The organism is Rathayibacter rubneri, assembly GCF_023743255.1.
Lineage (GTDB): Bacteria > Actinomycetota > Actinomycetes > Actinomycetales > Microbacteriaceae > Rathayibacter > Rathayibacter rubneri.
On record NZ_JAMRYM010000021.1, the window covers coordinates 25,622 to 42,946 of the forward strand.

The window sequence follows — 17,325 nt, forward strand, 5'->3', positions numbered from 1 at the left end:
CGACCACCGACATCGGCGTGCCCGGGCCGTCCCGCAGGATGGAGGCATGGACTCCACCGCTGACCGGTACCGCCGCGCCGCCCGCGAGCTCGCGCAGACCTCCGAGCTGCAGGTGCGCCGCGCCCTCGCCGTGGCCGGCAGCGACGCCCTGCTCGCGCGGATCGACGAGCTGCCGAGTGCGCACCGGCAGCCGTCGCTCCTGTTCTCGGTCGCGCGGTACCTGGGCTCGCCGCCGGATCCGGAGGAGTTCGTGGCCTGGATGCTGGCGGAGTGGCCGCGCGTCGCCCCGGTCGCGGCCGAGCGCCTGACGCAGACGAACGAGGCGCTGCGCTGCGCCCCGCTGGTCGCGGCCCTCGAGCGGATCACCGAGCCGGACGAGCCGATCGCACTGGTCGAGATCGGCGCGTCCGCGGGGCTCTGCCTCGCGCCGGAGCGCTACTCCTACTCCTTCTCAGCGGCGGGCGGTTCCGGGGGCGACGTCTCACGGCTCGGCACGGGCGGACCGCTGCTCGAGTGCGTCGTGACGGGCGGAGCCGCGCCCACGCGACTCCCGCGCATCGCCTGGCGGCGGGGCCTGGACCTGCGTCCGCTCGACGTCCGCTCGACGGAGGACCGCGCGTGGCTCGAGGCGCTGCTGCCCGAGGACCGCCCGGAGCGGACCGCGCGGCTGCGCGAGGCCGTCACGGTGCTGCGGGAGGACCCTCCGCTGATCGTCGCGGGCGACGCCGCCGAAGCTCTGCCGGCGCTGCTGCTGGAGGTGCCGCGCGGGATGCGCGCCGTCGTCGTCTCGCTCGGGACGCTCGTCTACCTGCCGCGCGCCTCCCGCGAGCGGGTGCTGGCCGCGGTCGGGGCCGCCGGCGCGAGCCTCGTGACCCTCGAGGCGGAGTCGCTGCTCCCGCATCTCGGCGCACCGCGCGCCGCGCTCACGGCACCCGAGCCGACCCCGTTCCTGCTCGCCGCCGACGGCGTGCCGCTCGCCTGCACGACGCCGCACGGCGGCCGCCTGTCCTGGCTCACCTGACCCTCGCGCTCGTCGCACGCATCGCCACTCCGCAGATGTTGTCGTGCTCGGCCTCGAGTACGACAACTCTCGAGGAGTCGAGCGCACCGCCCCCGCGGGGAGCCGCGCGCCGGAGCGCGAGTGTCCAGAAGTCGTCGTACTGGGCGCTCGAGTACGACGACTTCTGAGGAGTCGAGCCGCCCCTACAGCTCGTCGACGAACATCTGCGTGGCCTGCGGCACGTACGACTCGTTCGTCGCCGGGTCCCAGCCCACCAGCGCGACGACGTCGCCGCCGACCCGCGCCGTGATGCCCACCAGCGTGAAGGGGCTGCCGCCCACGTCGCCCGTGACCGTCCAGCCGACCGCGTCGTCCGTCCCGGTCAGCGCCGGCTCCGTCTGCTCCACCGTCGTCCGCACCGGCTCGCCCTGCAGGGCGAACAGGTCGGAGCCGTCGGCGCAGCGCTCGAGCGCGTCCTCCGCGTCGGCGACCAGCGAGGAGGCGACGTCGGCGTCGCCCGTGCTCGCCACGACCGACGTCATCGAGCGGTCGTTGCTCGTGCCGAACTCGACCTCGGAGTCGTCGAGCGTCTCGTCCTCGTCCCAGCCGAGCCCGAACGGAGCGAGGCAGCTCGCATCGGTGGCGGTGAGCCCCGGGTAGATCGAGTCGAGCATCTCCTGCGTGCCGTCGTACTGGTCCGGCACGAACTGGATGCCGGTGAGGACCGCCGCCAGCTCGTCCTCGCTCAGCTGCGGGACCGCCTCCGACGTGGCCGCGGGCTCGCCGCCTCCCGTGCATCCCGTGAGGGCGAGCAGCAGTGCCGCCGCCGCCCAGGCTCCGGCCGTCCTCGTGCGCGTCATCGTGTCCCCGTCCCCCTCCGCCGCGGCGGGAGGCCGGACGGACCCTCCGACGCTAACAGCTGCCCCCGACCCGGTCCGCGCCGGGTCGGAGGCTCGACGAGCGGCCGCCGATCAGGTAGCGGGGTAGGGAGCGGAGACGCTCGCCCGAGACGATCCCGAGACGGCCGTGAACGAGGCCGTCCCCGCCGGGATCGACGTCTTCCCCGTGCGGAACGCCTTCGACACCGTGGCCCCCGGCGCGACCGCGAGGGCGGTCGCGGATCCGTAGGCGGTCACGACGGTGATGTCGGCCGGAGCCGGCCCCGTGTTGGTCGCCGTCGCCGTGAGGACGACGCGCCCCGAGACCAGTCGGGTCGTCGCCTTCGCGGTGAGGGAGGCGCCGGCGGTGACGGTCGCCCCGGCGAGCCTGGCCGTGGCCGCGTCGGCGCGCGCCGTGATCGCCACGGTCCCGGAGGAGGAGCCGGTGCGGATCCGGGGCAGGGCGGCGGTGCCGTCCGCGCCCGAGAGCACCGCGGCGGTCGTCGCTCCGCTCTCGAACGTCGCCGGCCCGGTGAGCGCGAAGCCCACGCTGCGGCCCGCCAGGGCGCGTCCCGACGCGTCGCGCACCACGACGGACTGCGCGAGATCGCGCGTCGTCGAGGCGGGCACGCTGGACGCCGCCCCGCGCGCCTCGAGCGACGCGGCGACCGCCACGCCGTTCACGGCGAGCTCGGCGACGCCCGTCGATCCGCCGTACTCGGCCGCGCCCCAGGCCGTGAAGACCAGGCGCAGAGCCGTCGTGGTCACCGGAGCGAACGACGCCGTGTTCAGCACGTCGCGCGCCCGCCCGGGCGCCGCTCCGCTCACGGGGGTCCAGGTGCCGCCGACGAGGTGCTCGACGCGCCACGACCGCGCGGGGATCAGGCCGCGCCCGTCGGCGTCTGCCGCGTCGCTCGCGAAGCGCACCGAGGCGCTGTCGACGGTGACGGCGGAGGGCCACTGCAGCTCCAGCGACTGCTCGCCGACCCGCGGCCAGGTGCCCCAGATCGTGCCGGTGTCGCCGTCCACGGCGGCACCGACCGAGGTCCACGGCGAGCTGTACGAGGCGGTGGTCGAGGAGGCGAGCGGAGCGATGTCGCCGACGTACTGGGTGCAGGGCACGGTCACCGTGACGGTCGCGCGACGCGTCACCGCGTCGATCCGGTCGACCCGCACCGACATGCCGGAGTTGAGGGTCGCGGTCTCGCCGGCCAGGACGAACTCGTTCGCCTCGCTCGCGTCACCGGGGCGCTCGAGCAGGTCGCCGGCGTACGGCTGGCCGGGATTCGACCTCAGGATCTGCACGCCCGAGACGTCGCGGCGCACCTGGAAGGGGCTGCTGTACGCCCCGCCGTCCGACGTCGTGTCCGCCCGGTCGTTGTACTGCGCCCAGTAGCGGATCGACGCGTCCTGCGGGTCGGTCCACGTCAGCGCGCGCTGCGCGGCGACTCCGGCCCCGAGCGTGTCGATCGTCGCGGTGCGGGGAGCGCCGCAGACCGGCTGACGGGTGTTCGGCAGCGTCCCCAGCCGTGCGAGCGACGGAGCAGAGAGGGGCAGGAACGACCAGGAGTCGCCCATCACGTCGGTCCGGTTGCCGTACTCCTCGCGGCGGCAGTCGGCCGGCAGCGGAGCGGAGTAGTCGCGGGTCGTGCCGCAGTGCACGCTGTACGCGTGCGGCAGCGAGAGGTTGTGGCCGAGCTCGTGCGCGAGGAAGTACGCGTCGGGGCCCGGCTGGAAGGTGCGTCCGCCGTCGTCGGGATCGCCCGGCTGCTCGCCGTTGGCCCAGTTCGGGCACGGGTCGCCCTCGGGCACCATCGCGACCAGGTGCCGGGCGGGGCCGGGCTGCCAGCCGTTCGTCCGGCTGATCCAGTCCTGCAGACCGCCCGTGTTCGTGCAGCCGATCGGCTCGTCGACCACCTGCCAGTCGATCACGCGCTCGAGCTCGAAGCGGATCGCACCGCCCGTCTCCCGCGCGTAGAAGTCGTCGACGAGCTCGAGGGAGCGCACGGCGTCGGCCGTCGTGAACGCGCCGGGCGTCGTGCCCTGCGGAGCGACGAGCGCGATCGTCACGCGGTGGGTCTGCACCTCGGCGCGGGCGGGGATCTCGACTCCCACGAAGTCGGCGTCGAGGGCGAGCGCTGCCTGCTGGGAGGTGGCGTCGGCCTCCGGCTCGACGAGGGTTGGCTCGGCGTCCGGAGCCGCGACCGGGCGGTCGGGCGCGGGAGCGCGAGCGGGAGACGGAACGGTGGCGGTCGGCGCCGTGGCGGCCGGCGCCGCCGAGGCGGGCCCTCCGGCGGCGAGGCCGGAGAGCAGGAGGAGTCCGGTGAGTGCACCGGGGAGCAGGGCCTGGCGTCGCATGAGGTCCTTCCGAGGAGGTCGCGCCCCGAGCGGCCGCGGGGGTGCGGGGAGCACCTGCCGCGGACCTTCTCCGCTGAAGGGTCGCCCGCACGTTACCGTGAACATCCGCGCCGCGACGGGCGGATGTCCTCCCGATGCGGCCCCCTTCAGGGTGCCGGGATCTTCCCGCGCGAACGACGGAGGCCGGGTGCCCGCAGCACGCGGTCACCCGGCCTCGGCGGGAGCGTCAGACCTCGGTGTGCCCGAGGTCGGCGGCGGCGAGCAGCCGGATCTCGGGCTCGGCGAGCCCCTCCAGCTCGAGCACCACGACCTCGTTCCGCCCGGCGCGGGTGACCGGCGACGGCACGATCAGCGTGCGCTGCGGTCCCCGGCGCCAGTAGCGGCCGAGCAGGAACCCGTTCACCCAGACCAGGCCCTTGCCCCAGTGCAGCGTGTCGAGGAAGAGGTCGGCCGGCTCGTCGAGCTCGACCGATCCGGAGGCGAGCGACGGCCCGGCCGCGAAGGCTCCGGTGGCGACGGCGAGCGACGGGACCCGCGACAGGTCCAGCGGCCGGGCCGTCCATCCGGTCAGCTCGGCGCCGTCGAGCGCGACGCCGCCGATCAGGCCCTTGTGCTCGCCGATGCGCACTCCGTAGTTCACGCGCCCCTGGTTCTCGACCAGGATCGCCAGGGATCCGCGGCCGCGCGGCAGCGTCAGCGCGCGCTCGTGGTGGTCGCGCGCCAGCACGCCGACGGGCACGCCGTCCAGCAGCACCCAGGCGCGGTCGCGCACCTCCTCGCCGACGACCAGGCGGGCGGGGGAATCGGAGCCGGCGAGCTCGGTCTCGAACAGCACGAAGCCGTCGTCGTGGCCCAGTTCGTCGAACGATGCCATGCCCTGGAGCTCGGCGACCGCGCCGAACGCGTCCAGGCCCAGCAGGGCGGGCCCCGGCACCAGCGGCGCCGTCAGCGCGGGCGACGGCGTGCGCGGCGCGGGCGACGCCTCCGGAACCGGCGCGTAGCGCGCGATGACCTCGCGGAACGCCCAGAACTTCTCGGTCGGATGCCCGGCCTCGTCCAGTGGCGCGTCGTAGTCGTAGCTGGTGGTGATCGCCGCGTAGCGGCCCTTGTCGTTCGCTCCGCTGGTCAGGCCGAAGTTGGTGCCGCCGTGGAACATGTAGACGTTGACGGAGCCGCCCACCGCCAGCAGCGCGTCGAGCTCGCGGGCCGAGGCGGCCGCGTCCGTCGTGTGGTGCTGGGTGCCCCAGTCGTCGAACCAGCCGCACCAGAACTCCATGCACATCAGCGGGCCGGTGGGCTGGAACTCGCGCAGCGTCGCGAGGCGCTCCGGGGTCCGCGAGCCGAACGAGCCGGTGAGGTGGAGCCCGGGCAGGCTGCCGTCGGCGAGCATCTGCGGCGTCGGCTGGTCGATGGTCGTGAGCGGCACGGTGATGCCGGCGTCGCGGGTCACCCGGACGAGCTCGGCGAGGTACTCCTTGTCGGAGCCGTAGGCGCCGTACTCGTTCTCGATCTGCACGAGGACGACCGGGCCGCCGGCGTCGATCTGGCGCGGAGCGACGATCGCGTAGACCTCGCGGAGGTAGTCGCTGACCGCGGCCACGTAGTGCGGCTCCCATCGGCGCACGCCCACCTCGGGGTCGCGGAACAGCCAGGCCGGGAGCCCGCCGTTGTCCCACTCCGCGCAGATGTAGGGGCCGGGGCGCACGATCGCGTGCATGCCCTCGGCCGCCACGAGGTCGAGGAAGCGGCCGAGGTCGAGGCCGCCGTCGGCGCGGAAGGAGCCGCGGACCGGCTCGTGCGCGTTCCATGCGACGTAGGTCTCGATCGTGTTCAGGCCCATCAGCCTCGCCTTGCGGATGCGGTCGGCCCAGAGGTCCGGGTGCACCCGGAAGTAGTGCAGCGCGCCGGACAGGATCCGGTGCGGCCGCCCGTCGAGCTCGAAGTCGGTGGCGCCGATGGCGAAGCGGCTCTCGGGTGCGGTGGTCATGATCATCCCTCGGATCAGGAGAAGCGGGTGGTACGCGAGGAGGCCGGCCGGAGCGATCCGGCCGGCCTCCCTGGGGCGGGCCTGTTGAACACGATCTCGCGTGCTCCGCTCGGCCTGATCGCACGATCTGCGGCGGAATCCTCGGTCGATGCCCGCATCGACCTTCGGCTTCCTCCTTGCAGCTCGCACGACCAGGCCGTGCTCGCGACGGCGATCTCCTGTTCAACAGGCCCTGCGATCTACTCAAAGACCGTGAAGCCCTGCTCGTTGCCGTACTGCACGAGCTTGCTCTGCCAGTCTGCGAGGCCGTCGTCGAGGCTGGTGCCGTTCGCGTAGGCCTGTCCGACGGTGTCGCCGAAGACGCTGTTCGCGTAGACCTGGTAGGGCAGGTACGACCAGCCCGGACGCACGTCCTCGGAGGCCTGCGTCAGCACCTCGTTGATCTTCTGGCCGCCGAAGTACTCGGACTCGGCTCCGACGAACTCGGCGTCGGTCAGGTCGGCGGTGGTCGACGGGAATCCGCCGCTCTCGAGGAAGACGTCGACCGAGGCCGGGTCGCTGTTCAGCCAGCGCAGGAACGCGGCCGCGAGGGCCGGGTTCTCGCTCTGCGAGGTGACCGACTGGCCGCCTCCGCCGTTCTCGGCGCTGACGGGGGTGCCGTCGTAGGTCGGGATGGGCGCGACGGCCCAGTCGCCGGCCGCGTCCGTGACGCTGGACTCGAGCACGCCGGGCATCCAGGCGCCGGTGATCAGCGAGGCGATCGAGCCGTCACCCAGGCCCTTGTACCACTCGTCTCCCCAGCCGGGGGTGTCCGAGAGCAGGCCCTTCTCGACGAGCTGGTTCCAGACTCCGGTCCACTTCTTGGTGCCCTCGTCCGCGACGTCGACGGTGATGTCCTCGCCCTCGAACTGGAACGGCTGTCCGCCGGCCTGCCAGATCATGCTGGTCGCGAAGCCCGCGTCGCCGGTGTCGGCGGTGATGTACTTCGAGGGGTCGGCGGTGTGCAGCTTCTCGGCCGCGGCGACGTACTCGTCCCAGGTGGTCGGGACGGCGATGCCGTACTGGTCGAAGACCGTCTTGTTGTAGAACATGGCCATGGGGCCCGAGTCCTGGGGGAGGCCGACGAGCTTGCCGTCGACGTTCACGCTGCCCCACGTGGAGGCGCTGAACTTGTCCTCCAGGTCGCCGAGGCCGTACTGCGAGAGGTCCAGGAGCGAGTCCGACAGGGCGAACTGCGGCATGGCGTAGTACTCGATCTGCACGACGTCGGGGGCGCCCGAGCCGGCCTTGATCGCGTTCTGGAGCTTGGTGTACTCGTCGGTGTTCGTGCCGGCGTTGACCAGCTCGACGTCGACGTCGGGGTACGCCTCCTCGAACGCGGCGACCTGCGCCTCGGCGCTGGGGGTCCAGCTCCAGTAGGTGAGCTTCCCGCCCGCCTCGAGGGCGGCGTCGAGGTCGGCGGCGCTGCCGCCGGTGCTCGCTCCGCCACCGGCGGAGGGGGAGGAGCAGGCGGCCAGGGAGCCGGCGGCGAGGGCGGCCGCGGCGGCCACGGTCAGGGTCCGCCGGAGGGCGGAGCTCGTGAACTTCATAGGGGGGGTCCCTTCACTTCTTCGTGCTGCGGGTGGTGGCGACCGGCGCGGGTGCTCCGGTGCGGGGGGGAGGTCGAGGGCGTCAGCCCTTGACGCTGCCGGCGCTCAGGCCGGACTGCCAGAAGCGCTGGAGTCCGAGGAAGGCGACGACGATGGGGATGATCGTGAGCAGCGAGCCCGTGATCACCAGGTTGTAGATCGGCTGCGCGCTGACGCCGGTGGCCTGGGCGTTCCACTGGTTCAGACCCACGGTGAGCGGGTACCAGGAGGGGTCGCTCAGCATGATCAGCGGCAGGAAGTAGTTGTTCCAGGTGGCGACGACCGAGAAGAGCAGCACGGTCACGATGCCCGGGGCGAGGAGCCGGATGGAGATCGTGAAGAAGGTGCGGAATTCGCCCGCTCCGTCCATCCGCGCCGCCTCGAGCAGCTCGGTGGGCACCGACTCGACCGCGTACACCCAGACCAGGTACAGCCCGAAGGGGCTGATCAGCGAGGGGATGATGATCGCCCACGGGGTGTTGGTGAGGCCGAGCTGGCTGAACATGAGGAACGTCGGGACGGCCAGGGCGGTGCCCGGCACGGCGATCGCTCCGAGGACCACCGCGAAGACCGCCTTGCGGCCGGCGAAGCGGAACTTCGCGAGGCCGTAGCCGGCGAGCGTGGCGAGCAGCGTCGCTCCTCCCGCGCCGACGACGACGTAGAGGAGGGTGTTGCCGAGCCAGCGGAGGAAGATGCCGTCGCGGTAGGTGAGCGTCTCGGCGATGTTCTGGAAGAGGACGAAGTCGCCGTCGAACCAGAGTCCGAAGCTCGAGAGCAGTCCGGCCTGCGTCTTGGTCGCGTTGATCACCAGCCAGGCCAGCGGTACGAGGCTGTAGAGGATGAACACCGACATCAGCAGGGTGAAGGCGATCGACTTCTTCGGCTGGACGGACGATCCGCGGCGGGGAGCGCGGCGGGGCCGCGTCGAACGGGGAGCGGTGGGGGCGGTCGTGACGGCCATCAGTTCTCCTTGCGCGCGCCGCGGAGCTGGACCACGTAGGCGATCACCGCGGTGATCACTCCCATCACGATCGCGACCGTGGCCGACGCGTTGTACTGCTGACCCGCGAAGGACAGGTTGTAGGCGTACATGTTCGGGGTGAAGTAGGTGGTGATGATGTTCGGCGCCAGCGTCCGGAGGATGTTGGGCTCGTTGAACAGCTGGAAGCTGCCGATGATCGAGAAGATCGTGGCGATGACGATCGCGCCGCGCAGGGCGGGCAGCTTGATCGAGCGGATCACGCGCATCGGCCCGGCGCCGTCGATCTCGGCGGCCTCGTAGAGCTCGCCGGGGATCGTCTTCAGCGCGGAGTAGAAGATCAGCATGTTGTAGCCCACGAACTCCCAGGTCACGATGTTGCCGATCGAGACGAGGATCCAGTCGCGCGAGAACGGAGCGACGACATCGGAGCCGAGCAGGTCGTTGACGTTGGCCGCGAGGCCGAAGTTGTCGCCGTAGATGAAGCCCCACATCAGCACGGCGACGACGGCGGGGACCGCGTAGGGGAGGAACACCACGATGCGGAAGAAGCCGGTCGCGTGCAGCCGGCCGCTGTCGATCGCGAGCGCCGCGACGAGGGCGAGGACCAGCATCACCGGGACCTGGACCGCCAGGAACAGGACGACGCGGACGAAGCCCTCCCAGAAGTTCGGGTCCCCGAACAGCGTCAGGTAGTTGTCGAACCCGACGAAGGCGGTGCCTCCGACGAGCTGCTCGCGGAACAGGCTGAGGTAGACCGAGTAGATCACCGGCGCGATGAACACGAGCAGGAACACGACCAGGAAGGGCGCCACGAAAGCGAGCCCCTTCCACTCGCTCTTCGCGCGGACGCGGGGGGCCTGCTTGAGGGGCGGAACCGGGGGGTCGACCTCGCGCAGAGGGACGGGTGGAGACGTCGTCGTCATCTGGGGTTTCCGTTTCAAGGGTGTCTTCTCGTGTTGACGTCAACACGGCGAGACCCACCGTACCATGTTCACGTCAACACCTCCGATATCGATCGGATCACGGTGGTTTCCCGCACGGGGGGCCCTGCTCGGCGCGATCAGGTTCGGGCACGCGCTATAAACGAGGGACCATGGCTGCCGACGCGACTCCGACCACCAGCGCGGCTCCGCGGCGCCGCGGTCCCTCGATGGCCGACGTCGCCCGCCTCGCGAAGGTCTCCGGTCAGACCGTCTCGCGGGTGTCGAACGGGCGGAGCAACGTCGACGGCGAGACCCGGGAGCGCGTCCTGCAGGCCATGCGGCAGGTCGGCTACCGCCCCAACAGCGCCGCCCGCGCCCTGCGCACCGGCCGGTTCCACAGCATCGGCGTGATCATGTTCACGCTGTCCTCGTTCGGCAACATGCGCACCCTCGACGCGATCGCCGTCGCAGCGGCCGACGCCGGCTACTCGATCACCCTCATCCCCGTGCCGCACCCGACGCAGGGCGAGGTCTCGGTGGCCTTCCACCGCCTGAGCGAGGAGGCTGTCGACGGCGTCATCATCATCGTCGAGGCGCACCTGCTCGACGAGGCCGACATCGTGCTGCCGCCCGATCTGCCGGTCGTCGTGGTCGACTCCGCCGGCGACGACACCCACGCGGTCATCGACACCGACCAGGTGTCGGGAGCGCGCCAGGCCGTCGAGCACCTGCTCGACCTCGGTCACCGCACGGTCCACCACATCGCCGGGCCGCCCCGCTCCTACTCCGCCGAGCGGCGCCGCGAGGCGTGGGAGGCGACCCTGCGCTCCCGGGGCGCCGGGGTGCCCGAGGTCCTCGTCGGCGACTGGTCGAGCACCTCCGGCCACCGCCTGGGTGCCGAGCTGGCCGCCGACCCGTCGGTGACCGCGATCTTCGCCGCGAACGACCAGATGGCGCTCGGCGTGCTGCGCGCGCTGCACGAGGCCGGCCGCGCCGTCCCCGGCGAGGTCAGCGTCGTCGGCTTCGACGACATGGAGGAGTCGGCGAGCTTCTGGCCGCCGCTCACCACGGTGCAGCAGTCGTTCGCCGACACCGGCCGCCACTCCGTCGAGATGCTGCTGCACGAGCTCGAGACGGGCGAGCGCACCGGAGCGGTGCTCGTCCCGACGGGCCTCGTCGTGCGGGCCAGCACGGGGCCGGCCCCGGCCTGACGGGTTCGAGTCTCCGGGAAGGGCTCGCTCCTCCGGCGTGCTGCGAGCCGCTCGGGGCGACTCAGCCGGCGGATCGGACGAAGAGACCGAGGGCGCGGCGGAACGAGGCGCTGTCGGCGCGGGTCGCAGCCGTCGTGAGCAGGGCCGATCGGCCGATCCGGCGCGACCACTCCCCGCGGCACGGCACGGTGACGATCGTCGTGAGGCCCGCCCGCCAGGCCGGGACCAGGGCGTCCAGGTCGCGTCGCTCGGGGTGGTCCTCGAGAGCGGTCGGCATCTCCGGCAGCTGCTCGGCCCTCCACTGCTCGAAGGACTCGCCGAGCCCGTCCGTCCCGAAGCGGTCGCCCCAGCGCGGGCCGATCAGCCGCGCGAGGAGGTCGGCGCGCTCCACCGACCCGTCCTCCGTCACGATCAGCCGGTCGAACAGGGTCGGATCCTGACCGGCTGCGGCGTGCTCGAGGGCACCCCGCCAGAGCCCGGCCCAGGCGTCCTGATGCAGGATCCGGTCGGGATCCGTGATCGGCGACGGAGGATCGACGAGCAGCGGAGGCAGGTCGTCGCCGGCCGGCGCCAGTCCGAACCGCTCGCGGACCCACAGGAGCTCGAGCAGCACCGCCGAGGACTCCTCGACGCGGATCGCCATGTCGTGCGGCCAGGGGTCGCCGGGGATCGGCCGATCGGATCTCATGCTCCAGCGAACCACGCGCAGCGGCGCCGCGCACGGATCCGCCCGGAACGCACCCCCCTCGGCGCGACCCCGCCCGGCGGTGTGCGCGTCGGTACTGTGGACGTCGTCCCGGTCGAGCGGCCGGGCGAGACGATACGGGAGAAGAACATGTCGGTCGGTCTGCTCGCGGTGGTCGATGACATCCTCACCGCCGCCCTGAAAGCCAGCGCGAAGACCGCGGGAGTCGTCATCGACGACGCGGCGGTCACTCCGCAGTACGTCCAGGGTCTGACGCCGGCGCGCGAGCTGCCCGTGGTGTGGAAGATCTCGCTGGGCAGCCTGTTCAACAAGTTCGTCATCATCATCCCGCTGGCGCTGCTGCTGTCGGCCTTCGCGCCCGCGGTGCTGCCGTTCCTGCTGATCATCGGAGGCACGTTCCTCTGCTTCGAGGGCGCCGAGAAGGTGGCGGAGTGGTTCGGACTGCACCACGCGACAGCCGAGACCGAGGCGCGGGACGAGAAGAAGCTGGTGTTCGGCGCGATCCGCACCGACCTCATCCTGAGCACCGAGATCATGCTGATCGCGCTCGACGGGCTCGACCCCGACTTCGGCTTCGGACTGACGCTGGGCGCGCTCGCGTTCGTCGGCCTCGGCATGACCGCGCTGGTCTACGGCGCCGTGGCGCTGCTGGTCAAGATCGACGACGTGGGCCTGGGGATGATGAAGAACTCCTCGCGCGGGGTGCGCCGTGCGGGTGCGCGCATCGTCGCGTCGATGCCGGTCGTGTTCCGGGTCATCAGCATCATCGGCACGCTCGCGATGCTCTGGGTCGGCGGGCACCTCGTGATCTCGAACCTCGCCGAGACGTTCTGGCACCTGCCGTACGACCTCGTGCACGTCGTGACGCACGCCGTCGAGGCGGCCGGGCCGGTCGTGGTGTGGCTGGCCGACACGTTCGTCTCGATGATCTTCGGCCTCGTGCTCGGAGCGATCGTGGTCGCGATCGTCACCGGCATCTCGGCGCTGCGCCGCAAGGGCGAGCCGGCGCCGACCGGGCACTGACCTCGGGCTCCCGCTGACCGGGCCTCCGCGCATTGCTGATCGAGTAGCCCGCGCAGCGGGCGTCTCGAGATCCGCGTCCTCCGGGAGTGGGGGTCTCGATACGCCCCGTCGGGGCTACTCGACCAGCAGGCCGGGCGGCTGGGCCCGTGTGCTGACGTACCGGCGAGGCCGGGACGAGGGCGCAGGAGCGCGACGAGTGGACGCGAAGCGGGGGCCGCAGTGCGCGCGGGGCCCGTCACGGGTCGAGTCGCGACTTGCGGCGGCGACGAGTGGACGCGAAGCGGGGGCCGGCGGACGCGGGCAACCCGACTCGCGGCGACTCGCGGAGCGAGCGACGCGCCCCTGCTCGATGACGGGCCGCCCGGCGCCTCTTGCTGATCGAGTAGCCCGCGTAGCGGGCGTATCGAGATCCGCGTCGTCCGGGCGAGGGTGGGTCTCGATACGCCCCTTCGGGGCTACTCGACCAGCAGAGCGGGCGGGTGGCCGGGCGGTGGGGTGCAGAACGTCAGCTGGGAGTGCGGCTCAGCGGCGATGGTGGCTGACGCGGGCTCTTGGCTGAGGTTGTGCAGCTCCCTGTTGATCGAGTAGCCCGCGCAGCGGGCGTATCGAGATCCCCGTTCTCCGGGCGTGGGTGGGTCTCGATACGCCGCTCCGCGGCTGCTCGACCAGCAAGAGGAGGGCGCCGAGACGACGTGACCGCCCCCGGCCCGAGGGGCGGAGGCGGTCACGAGGGGAGCGGACGGGAGGTCAGCAGGCGCGGGCCGTGTACGGCGCCGTGACGACCGTGGTCACGGCCTTCCCGTCGACCGTGCCCGTCGCGGTGACCGACACCTCGCCCGCGGCGACCGAGGCCGCGCGGGTCGAGAACGCGGCGGTCGCGGACTTGCCGGGGGCGACTCCGGTGAACTGCTTCGAGCCGAACGCCGAGGCGACGGTCATGCCGACCGGCACCGCGGAGTCGTTCCGCCCGGTCGCGGTCAGCGTCACCTTGCCGCCGATGCAGCGGGTCGACGCCGTCACCGTCACGGCGAGCGCGGCGGGCGGCCGCAGCTCGACGCTCACCCGGGTCGTGGTGGTGCTCGACCCGTCGGCGGACGTCACGGCGACCGTGCCGACTCCGCCGTTCGCGGTGGTGGGCTGGGTGACGCGCACCTTCGCGGCCGAGTCGGTCGCGACCGCGCCGAGCACGGGCATCCGCGTGCCCTCGACGACGACCGCGTACTCGGTGCGGGCCGGATCGAACCCGGCCACGCCGACGCCGTCGACGCGCAGGGCGCCGAGGGTGCTCACCGCGGCGGGGGAGGCCGTCGCGTCGAACAGCTGCACCTCCGACACGATCATGTGCGTGTTCGCGTAGGCGTTCATCACGACGCGGAAGCCGGTCGCGGTGATCGGGGCGAACGTCGCCGAGTAGGTCGGCGCGGTGCCGTCGGCGGGCGAGGCGACGGGCTGCGCCGTCTCCCAGCCGGGGACCGAGGTCCACGTGCCGTCGGTGCCGCGGGCCTGCAGCTGGATCGACTGCGCCCAGCTGTTCGTGCCGTCCCGGTAGAACTGCACGCTCGCCTTCTCGACCTGCTTCGCCGCCGGGAAGGTGTAGGTCAGCGTGCTCTGCGTCGCCTTGTTCGACGAGACCCAGTTCGACCAGCCCTTGTCGCCGAGCACGCCGTTGCGGGTGCGCTCGGGGCCGTAGCCCGACTCGGACGAGGACGCGGTGGCGGTGATGCCGGCGTCGGGGGCGAAGTTGCGCAGCGTCCCCGCGGTGACCAGCACCGTGAGGGTGGCGGGCAGCGTCGCTCCGTCGGCGGTCGCGGTGCCCGTGATGCGGACCGAGCCGGTCTGCGCGAGCGAGGCGGTGGTCAGCGGCGTCCAGTCCCAGGCGACCGGCACGGCGAACGTGCTGGTCGAGGCCCCGACGCGAGCCGGGACGGTCGTGGGAGCGGCGGCGCGGACGGCGCTGGTGGAGGCTCCGCTCGCGACGGTCACCGACACGGGGTCGGTCGCGGTGAGGCCGCCCACGTCGACGAGCGCGGTGACCGGGATCGACTGCCCGTACAGGTCGGTCGCGGTGCCGGGCACCTCGACGCGGCCGGCGGTGCCCCAGGCGGAGGACGCCGGCTGCTGCCAGGTCACCGCGACGGGAGCGCCCGCGCCCCACTGGTACTGCGGAGTCACGGAGGCGGGCAGCGTCGGCGCGACGCCGACCGTGGTGCGCACCGGGACCGTCTGGGCGGCGAGCGGGGCGAGGTCGCGCAGCTGCCACGACTGGTTCGCTCCGCCGTTGGAGCCGTAGACGCCCACCGTGGTGTTCTCGGTGGTCGACTGGCCGTTGACGTCGAGCGAGAGCGCGAGCGCCTCGTTCACGAGCGTGTACCGGGCGCCGTCGGTGGTGCTCACGATCCAGCGGGTCGCGGCGGTGCCCTTCGCGGAGTCGACGGAGACGCTGCGCAGGTCGGTGCCGGCGCTGGTCGCTCCGAGCACGCGACCGTCGCCGTTCTCGAGGACGACCCGGCGGGTGGCCTCGCGCTCGCCGGCCGGCACCTCGTGCGCGGTCCAGGTCTGCTTGGCGGCGGTGGCGGAGTCGGTCGCGAGCGCGGTGATCGCGGTCGACGAGGTCGTCGCCGTGAGCGCTTTGCCGCTCTGCGTGCCGACCAGCTGGTAGTCGTGGCCGTCGCGGAACGCGGAGGCCGTGTCAGCGACTCCGGAGACGCCGTCGATCGAGAACGTGGTGACCGACTTCGCGGGCACCGTCACGGTCGCGGTGCGCGCCTCGCGGTCGATCACGACGGGGGCCTTCCCGACGAGCGCGTTGCCCGTGGGGGCAGCGGCCGAGGCGGCCTGGGTCGTGACGTAGGGGGTGACCGACGCGCCCTCGGCGATCGTGCCGAAGCGCGAGAGGTCGAGGGTGATCGTGCGCTCGGCCGTGCCGGTGTTGGTGTGCACGACGGTGGCGCCCGAGCCGTCCGCGCGGGTGGCGGCGGTGCTGGCGGCGTCGTCGACGGCGATCAGGTGGTCGCCCTCGTGGATGAACTTGGTGAAGTTGCGGATGGTGTTGAACTTCGAGTTCGTCTCGACGCCGCAGACGGGCGCCTTGGTGGAGTCGCCGCCGGCGTCCGCGACGCGGCGCACCGACTTCCAGACCTCGGCCCCGCCCTCCTGGTACGGCTTGCAGTCGAGGTCGATGAAGACGGATCCCCAGTTGAGGTTCTCGCCCCGGGGCGGAGCCTTCTCCATGTTGTAGTAGTCCTCGACCGGCTGCCAGAGCACCCACGCCTTCGGCTCGAGCTCGCGGAGGTCGTCGGTGATGCGGCCGGCGATGCCGAGGCCGTTCTCGATGCTGGTGGGGTTCCAGCCCTGCACCCAGTTGCCCTCGATCTCGCTCATCCACAGGTCCTTGTCGGCCTGCTTGGCGAGGTCGCGGACCGCGAGGCGGTCACCGGTGCCGTAGGTGTGGACGTTCATCCGGTCGACGAGATCGCGGGCGGACTGCGGGTACGCGGCCCAGTTCGTCTTGAAGATGCTGGGGTTGGTCTCGTCCATCGCGGCGATGCCGGCGTCGGAGTCCGAGGCGGCCAGCGCGGCGGCGACGTCGGGGAGCAGGCTCACCTGGGCGGCGGGGCCCATGTGCATGCCCTCCTGGCGGCCGCCGGTGGGGACGCCGTTGGTGAGGGTGGTGCCCCAGTAGTTCGTGTTCGGCTCGTTGAACGGGTCGAGGGTGTCGAACTCGATGCCGTACTCGTCCTCCATCCGCTCGGTGACGGTGGCGAGGTACTCGGCGAACTTCGCCTCGGCGGCGGGCTTGAGCTGCTCGGCCGTCGCGCTGAAGCCGCCCGAGACGTAGCCGCTCTCGGTCATGAAGTAGGGGGCGGAGTTGGCGAACGACTCCCAGTGCGTGATCTGCTGCTCGGCGGCGAGCTTCTCGACCCACCAGCGCTGAGTCTCGTCGGCAGTGAAGTCGTAGGAGGCGGGGTCGGAGGGGTCCCACTTCGCCAGCAGCGCGTCGCGGTCGGCGAGGTTCGTGGAGGTGCCGCCGTAGACGGACGCGTCGCCGGTGGGGTTCTCCGCCCACCAGCCCTCGACCGCGCCGCCGGGGCGGAGGTAGTCCTTCACGTCGGAGGCGTTGCCGCCGCCGATGTTGTAGCGGGCGATGTTCAGGTCGAGGCCGTCCTCGCCGAACACCTTCTGGTACAGGTCCTCGCGGAGGGCCTCGGGGTAGTTCCCGGTGGCGTTGGCGAACCAGACGAGGCTGGTGCCCCAGCCCTCGTACGCCTCGCCGGAGTAGGCGGGATTGGGGGTGATGCGGACCCCGTCCGCGGCCTCGGCGGGGGCTGCCGCCGTGGGCAGGGCGAGCACCGCCCCGGCGGCCAGTGCGGCGCTCGTGGCGAGCGCGGCCAGTCGTCTAACGGACATCGACATTGATGCTGTCTCTCTTTCGGCGGTGAGAAGAGATGCGCGTTCACGTGAACACGCTCGAGCGCCACGGTACATGTTGACGTCACCATTGGGAAGGACGGGGCCCGGAGGAGCACCGCGGGCGGCCACCGCGAGATGCCACTCCGGTACGCGGCGCGCCGGGCGGGGCGTACCGGAGTGGCATCTCGCGGAGGGGCGCCGGGGGAGGAGCGCCGGGGG

Annotated in this window: 11 protein-coding genes; 3 read left to right on the forward strand and 8 right to left on the reverse strand. The window is 72.3% G+C overall.

All coding sequences use genetic code 11. The features are described 5' to 3' along the window. Window positions 1-46: 46 nt before the first annotated feature. Window positions 47-1,021, forward strand: coding sequence for a DUF2332 family protein (locus NB037_RS07375; RefSeq protein WP_251944685.1), 975 nt, complete (start codon window positions 47-49; stop codon window positions 1,019-1,021). Between the two features lie 182 nt (window positions 1,022-1,203). Here NB037_RS07375 and NB037_RS07380 read toward each other — a convergent pair whose 3' ends face one another. The 6 genes from NB037_RS07380 to NB037_RS07405 all read right to left on the reverse strand — a co-directional run bounded on the left by NB037_RS07380 (window position 1,204) and on the right by NB037_RS07405 (window position 9,756). Continuing rightward, the gene (locus NB037_RS07380) at window positions 1,204-1,860 is read right to left on the reverse strand and encodes a hypothetical protein (RefSeq protein WP_251944687.1); all 657 of its coding nucleotides are present in this window, start codon (window positions 1,858-1,860) and stop codon (window positions 1,204-1,206) included. A 111-nt stretch (window positions 1,861-1,971) separates the two neighbouring features. Then, complete coding sequence (locus NB037_RS07385) at window positions 1,972-4,236, reverse strand: discoidin/SUN/FTP domain-containing protein (protein ID WP_251944689.1); 2,265 nt, start codon at window positions 4,234-4,236, stop codon at window positions 1,972-1,974. Between the two features lie 226 nt (window positions 4,237-4,462). Beyond that, window positions 4,463-6,229: a glycoside hydrolase family 35 protein gene (locus NB037_RS07390; RefSeq protein ID WP_372490715.1), complete on the reverse strand. Its 1,767-nt coding sequence runs from the start codon at window positions 6,227-6,229 to the stop codon at window positions 4,463-4,465. Between the two features lie 233 nt (window positions 6,230-6,462). After that, window positions 6,463-7,812: an ABC transporter substrate-binding protein gene (locus NB037_RS07395; protein ID WP_251944693.1), complete on the reverse strand. Its 1,350-nt coding sequence runs from the start codon at window positions 7,810-7,812 to the stop codon at window positions 6,463-6,465. Window positions 7,813-7,894: 82 nt separating this feature from the next. Beyond that, window positions 7,895-8,704, reverse strand: coding sequence for a carbohydrate ABC transporter permease (locus NB037_RS07400; protein ID WP_251944709.1), 810 nt, complete (start codon window positions 8,702-8,704; stop codon window positions 7,895-7,897). Window positions 8,705-8,811: 107 nt separating this feature from the next. Further along, on the reverse strand, window positions 8,812-9,756 hold the full coding sequence (locus NB037_RS07405) for a carbohydrate ABC transporter permease (protein ID WP_251944711.1): 945 nt from the start codon (window positions 9,754-9,756) through the stop codon (window positions 8,812-8,814). 170 nt (window positions 9,757-9,926) lie between these two features. Here NB037_RS07405 and NB037_RS07410 point away from each other — a divergent pair, with 170 nt between their 5' ends. Further along, window positions 9,927-10,967 (forward strand): LacI family DNA-binding transcriptional regulator, encoded by a 1,041-nt coding sequence (locus NB037_RS07410; RefSeq protein ID WP_251944695.1) that lies wholly within the window; start codon window positions 9,927-9,929, stop codon window positions 10,965-10,967. Between the two features lie 61 nt (window positions 10,968-11,028). On the opposite strand, the gene NB037_RS07415 is transcribed toward NB037_RS07410, so the two are convergent. Beyond that, entirely contained in the window at window positions 11,029-11,655 is a 627-nt protein-coding gene (locus tag NB037_RS07415; protein WP_251944697.1) for a hypothetical protein, read from the reverse strand. Between the two features lie 147 nt (window positions 11,656-11,802). Between NB037_RS07415 and NB037_RS07420 the strand changes: the two genes are divergently transcribed. Beyond that, window positions 11,803-12,696: a DUF808 domain-containing protein gene (locus NB037_RS07420; protein WP_251944699.1), complete on the forward strand. Its 894-nt coding sequence runs from the start codon at window positions 11,803-11,805 to the stop codon at window positions 12,694-12,696. A gap of 747 nt (window positions 12,697-13,443) precedes the next feature. Here NB037_RS07420 and NB037_RS07425 read toward each other — a convergent pair. After that, window positions 13,444-17,103 carry an RICIN domain-containing protein gene (locus NB037_RS07425; protein WP_251944701.1) on the reverse strand — a complete coding sequence of 1,220 codons (3,660 nt, stop codon included), beginning with the start codon at window positions 17,101-17,103 and terminating at the stop codon, window positions 13,444-13,446. Window positions 17,104-17,325 lie beyond the last annotated feature (222 nt).

What these genes read in the sequence shown, in the direction of transcription:
- NB037_RS07420 (WP_251944699.1), top strand. Translation starts at nt 11,803, where the DNA reads ATGTCGGTCGGTCTGCTCGCGGTGGTCGATGACATCCTCACCGCCGCC.
- NB037_RS07390 (WP_372490715.1), bottom strand. Translation starts at nt 6,229, where the DNA reads ATGATCATGACCACCGCACCCGAGAGCCGCTTCGCCATCGGCGCCACC.
- NB037_RS07385 (WP_251944689.1), bottom strand. Translation starts at nt 4,236, where the DNA reads ATGCGACGCCAGGCCCTGCTCCCCGGTGCACTCACCGGACTCCTCCTG.
- NB037_RS07405 (WP_251944711.1), bottom strand. Translation starts at nt 9,756, where the DNA reads ATGACGACGACGTCTCCACCCGTCCCTCTGCGCGAGGTCGACCCCCCG.
- NB037_RS07375 (WP_251944685.1), top strand. Translation starts at nt 47, where the DNA reads ATGGACTCCACCGCTGACCGGTACCGCCGCGCCGCCCGCGAGCTCGCG.
- NB037_RS07415 (WP_251944697.1), bottom strand. Translation starts at nt 11,655, where the DNA reads ATGAGATCCGATCGGCCGATCCCCGGCGACCCCTGGCCGCACGACATG.
- NB037_RS07380 (WP_251944687.1), bottom strand. Translation starts at nt 1,860, where the DNA reads ATGACGCGCACGAGGACGGCCGGAGCCTGGGCGGCGGCGGCACTGCTG.
- NB037_RS07395 (WP_251944693.1), bottom strand. Translation starts at nt 7,812, where the DNA reads ATGAAGTTCACGAGCTCCGCCCTCCGGCGGACCCTGACCGTGGCCGCC.
- NB037_RS07425 (WP_251944701.1), bottom strand. Translation starts at nt 17,103, where the DNA reads ATGTCCGTTAGACGACTGGCCGCGCTCGCCACGAGCGCCGCACTGGCC.
- NB037_RS07400 (WP_251944709.1), bottom strand. Translation starts at nt 8,704, where the DNA reads ATGTCGGTGTTCATCCTCTACAGCCTCGTACCGCTGGCCTGGCTGGTG.
- NB037_RS07410 (WP_251944695.1), top strand. Translation starts at nt 9,927, where the DNA reads ATGGCTGCCGACGCGACTCCGACCACCAGCGCGGCTCCGCGGCGCCGC.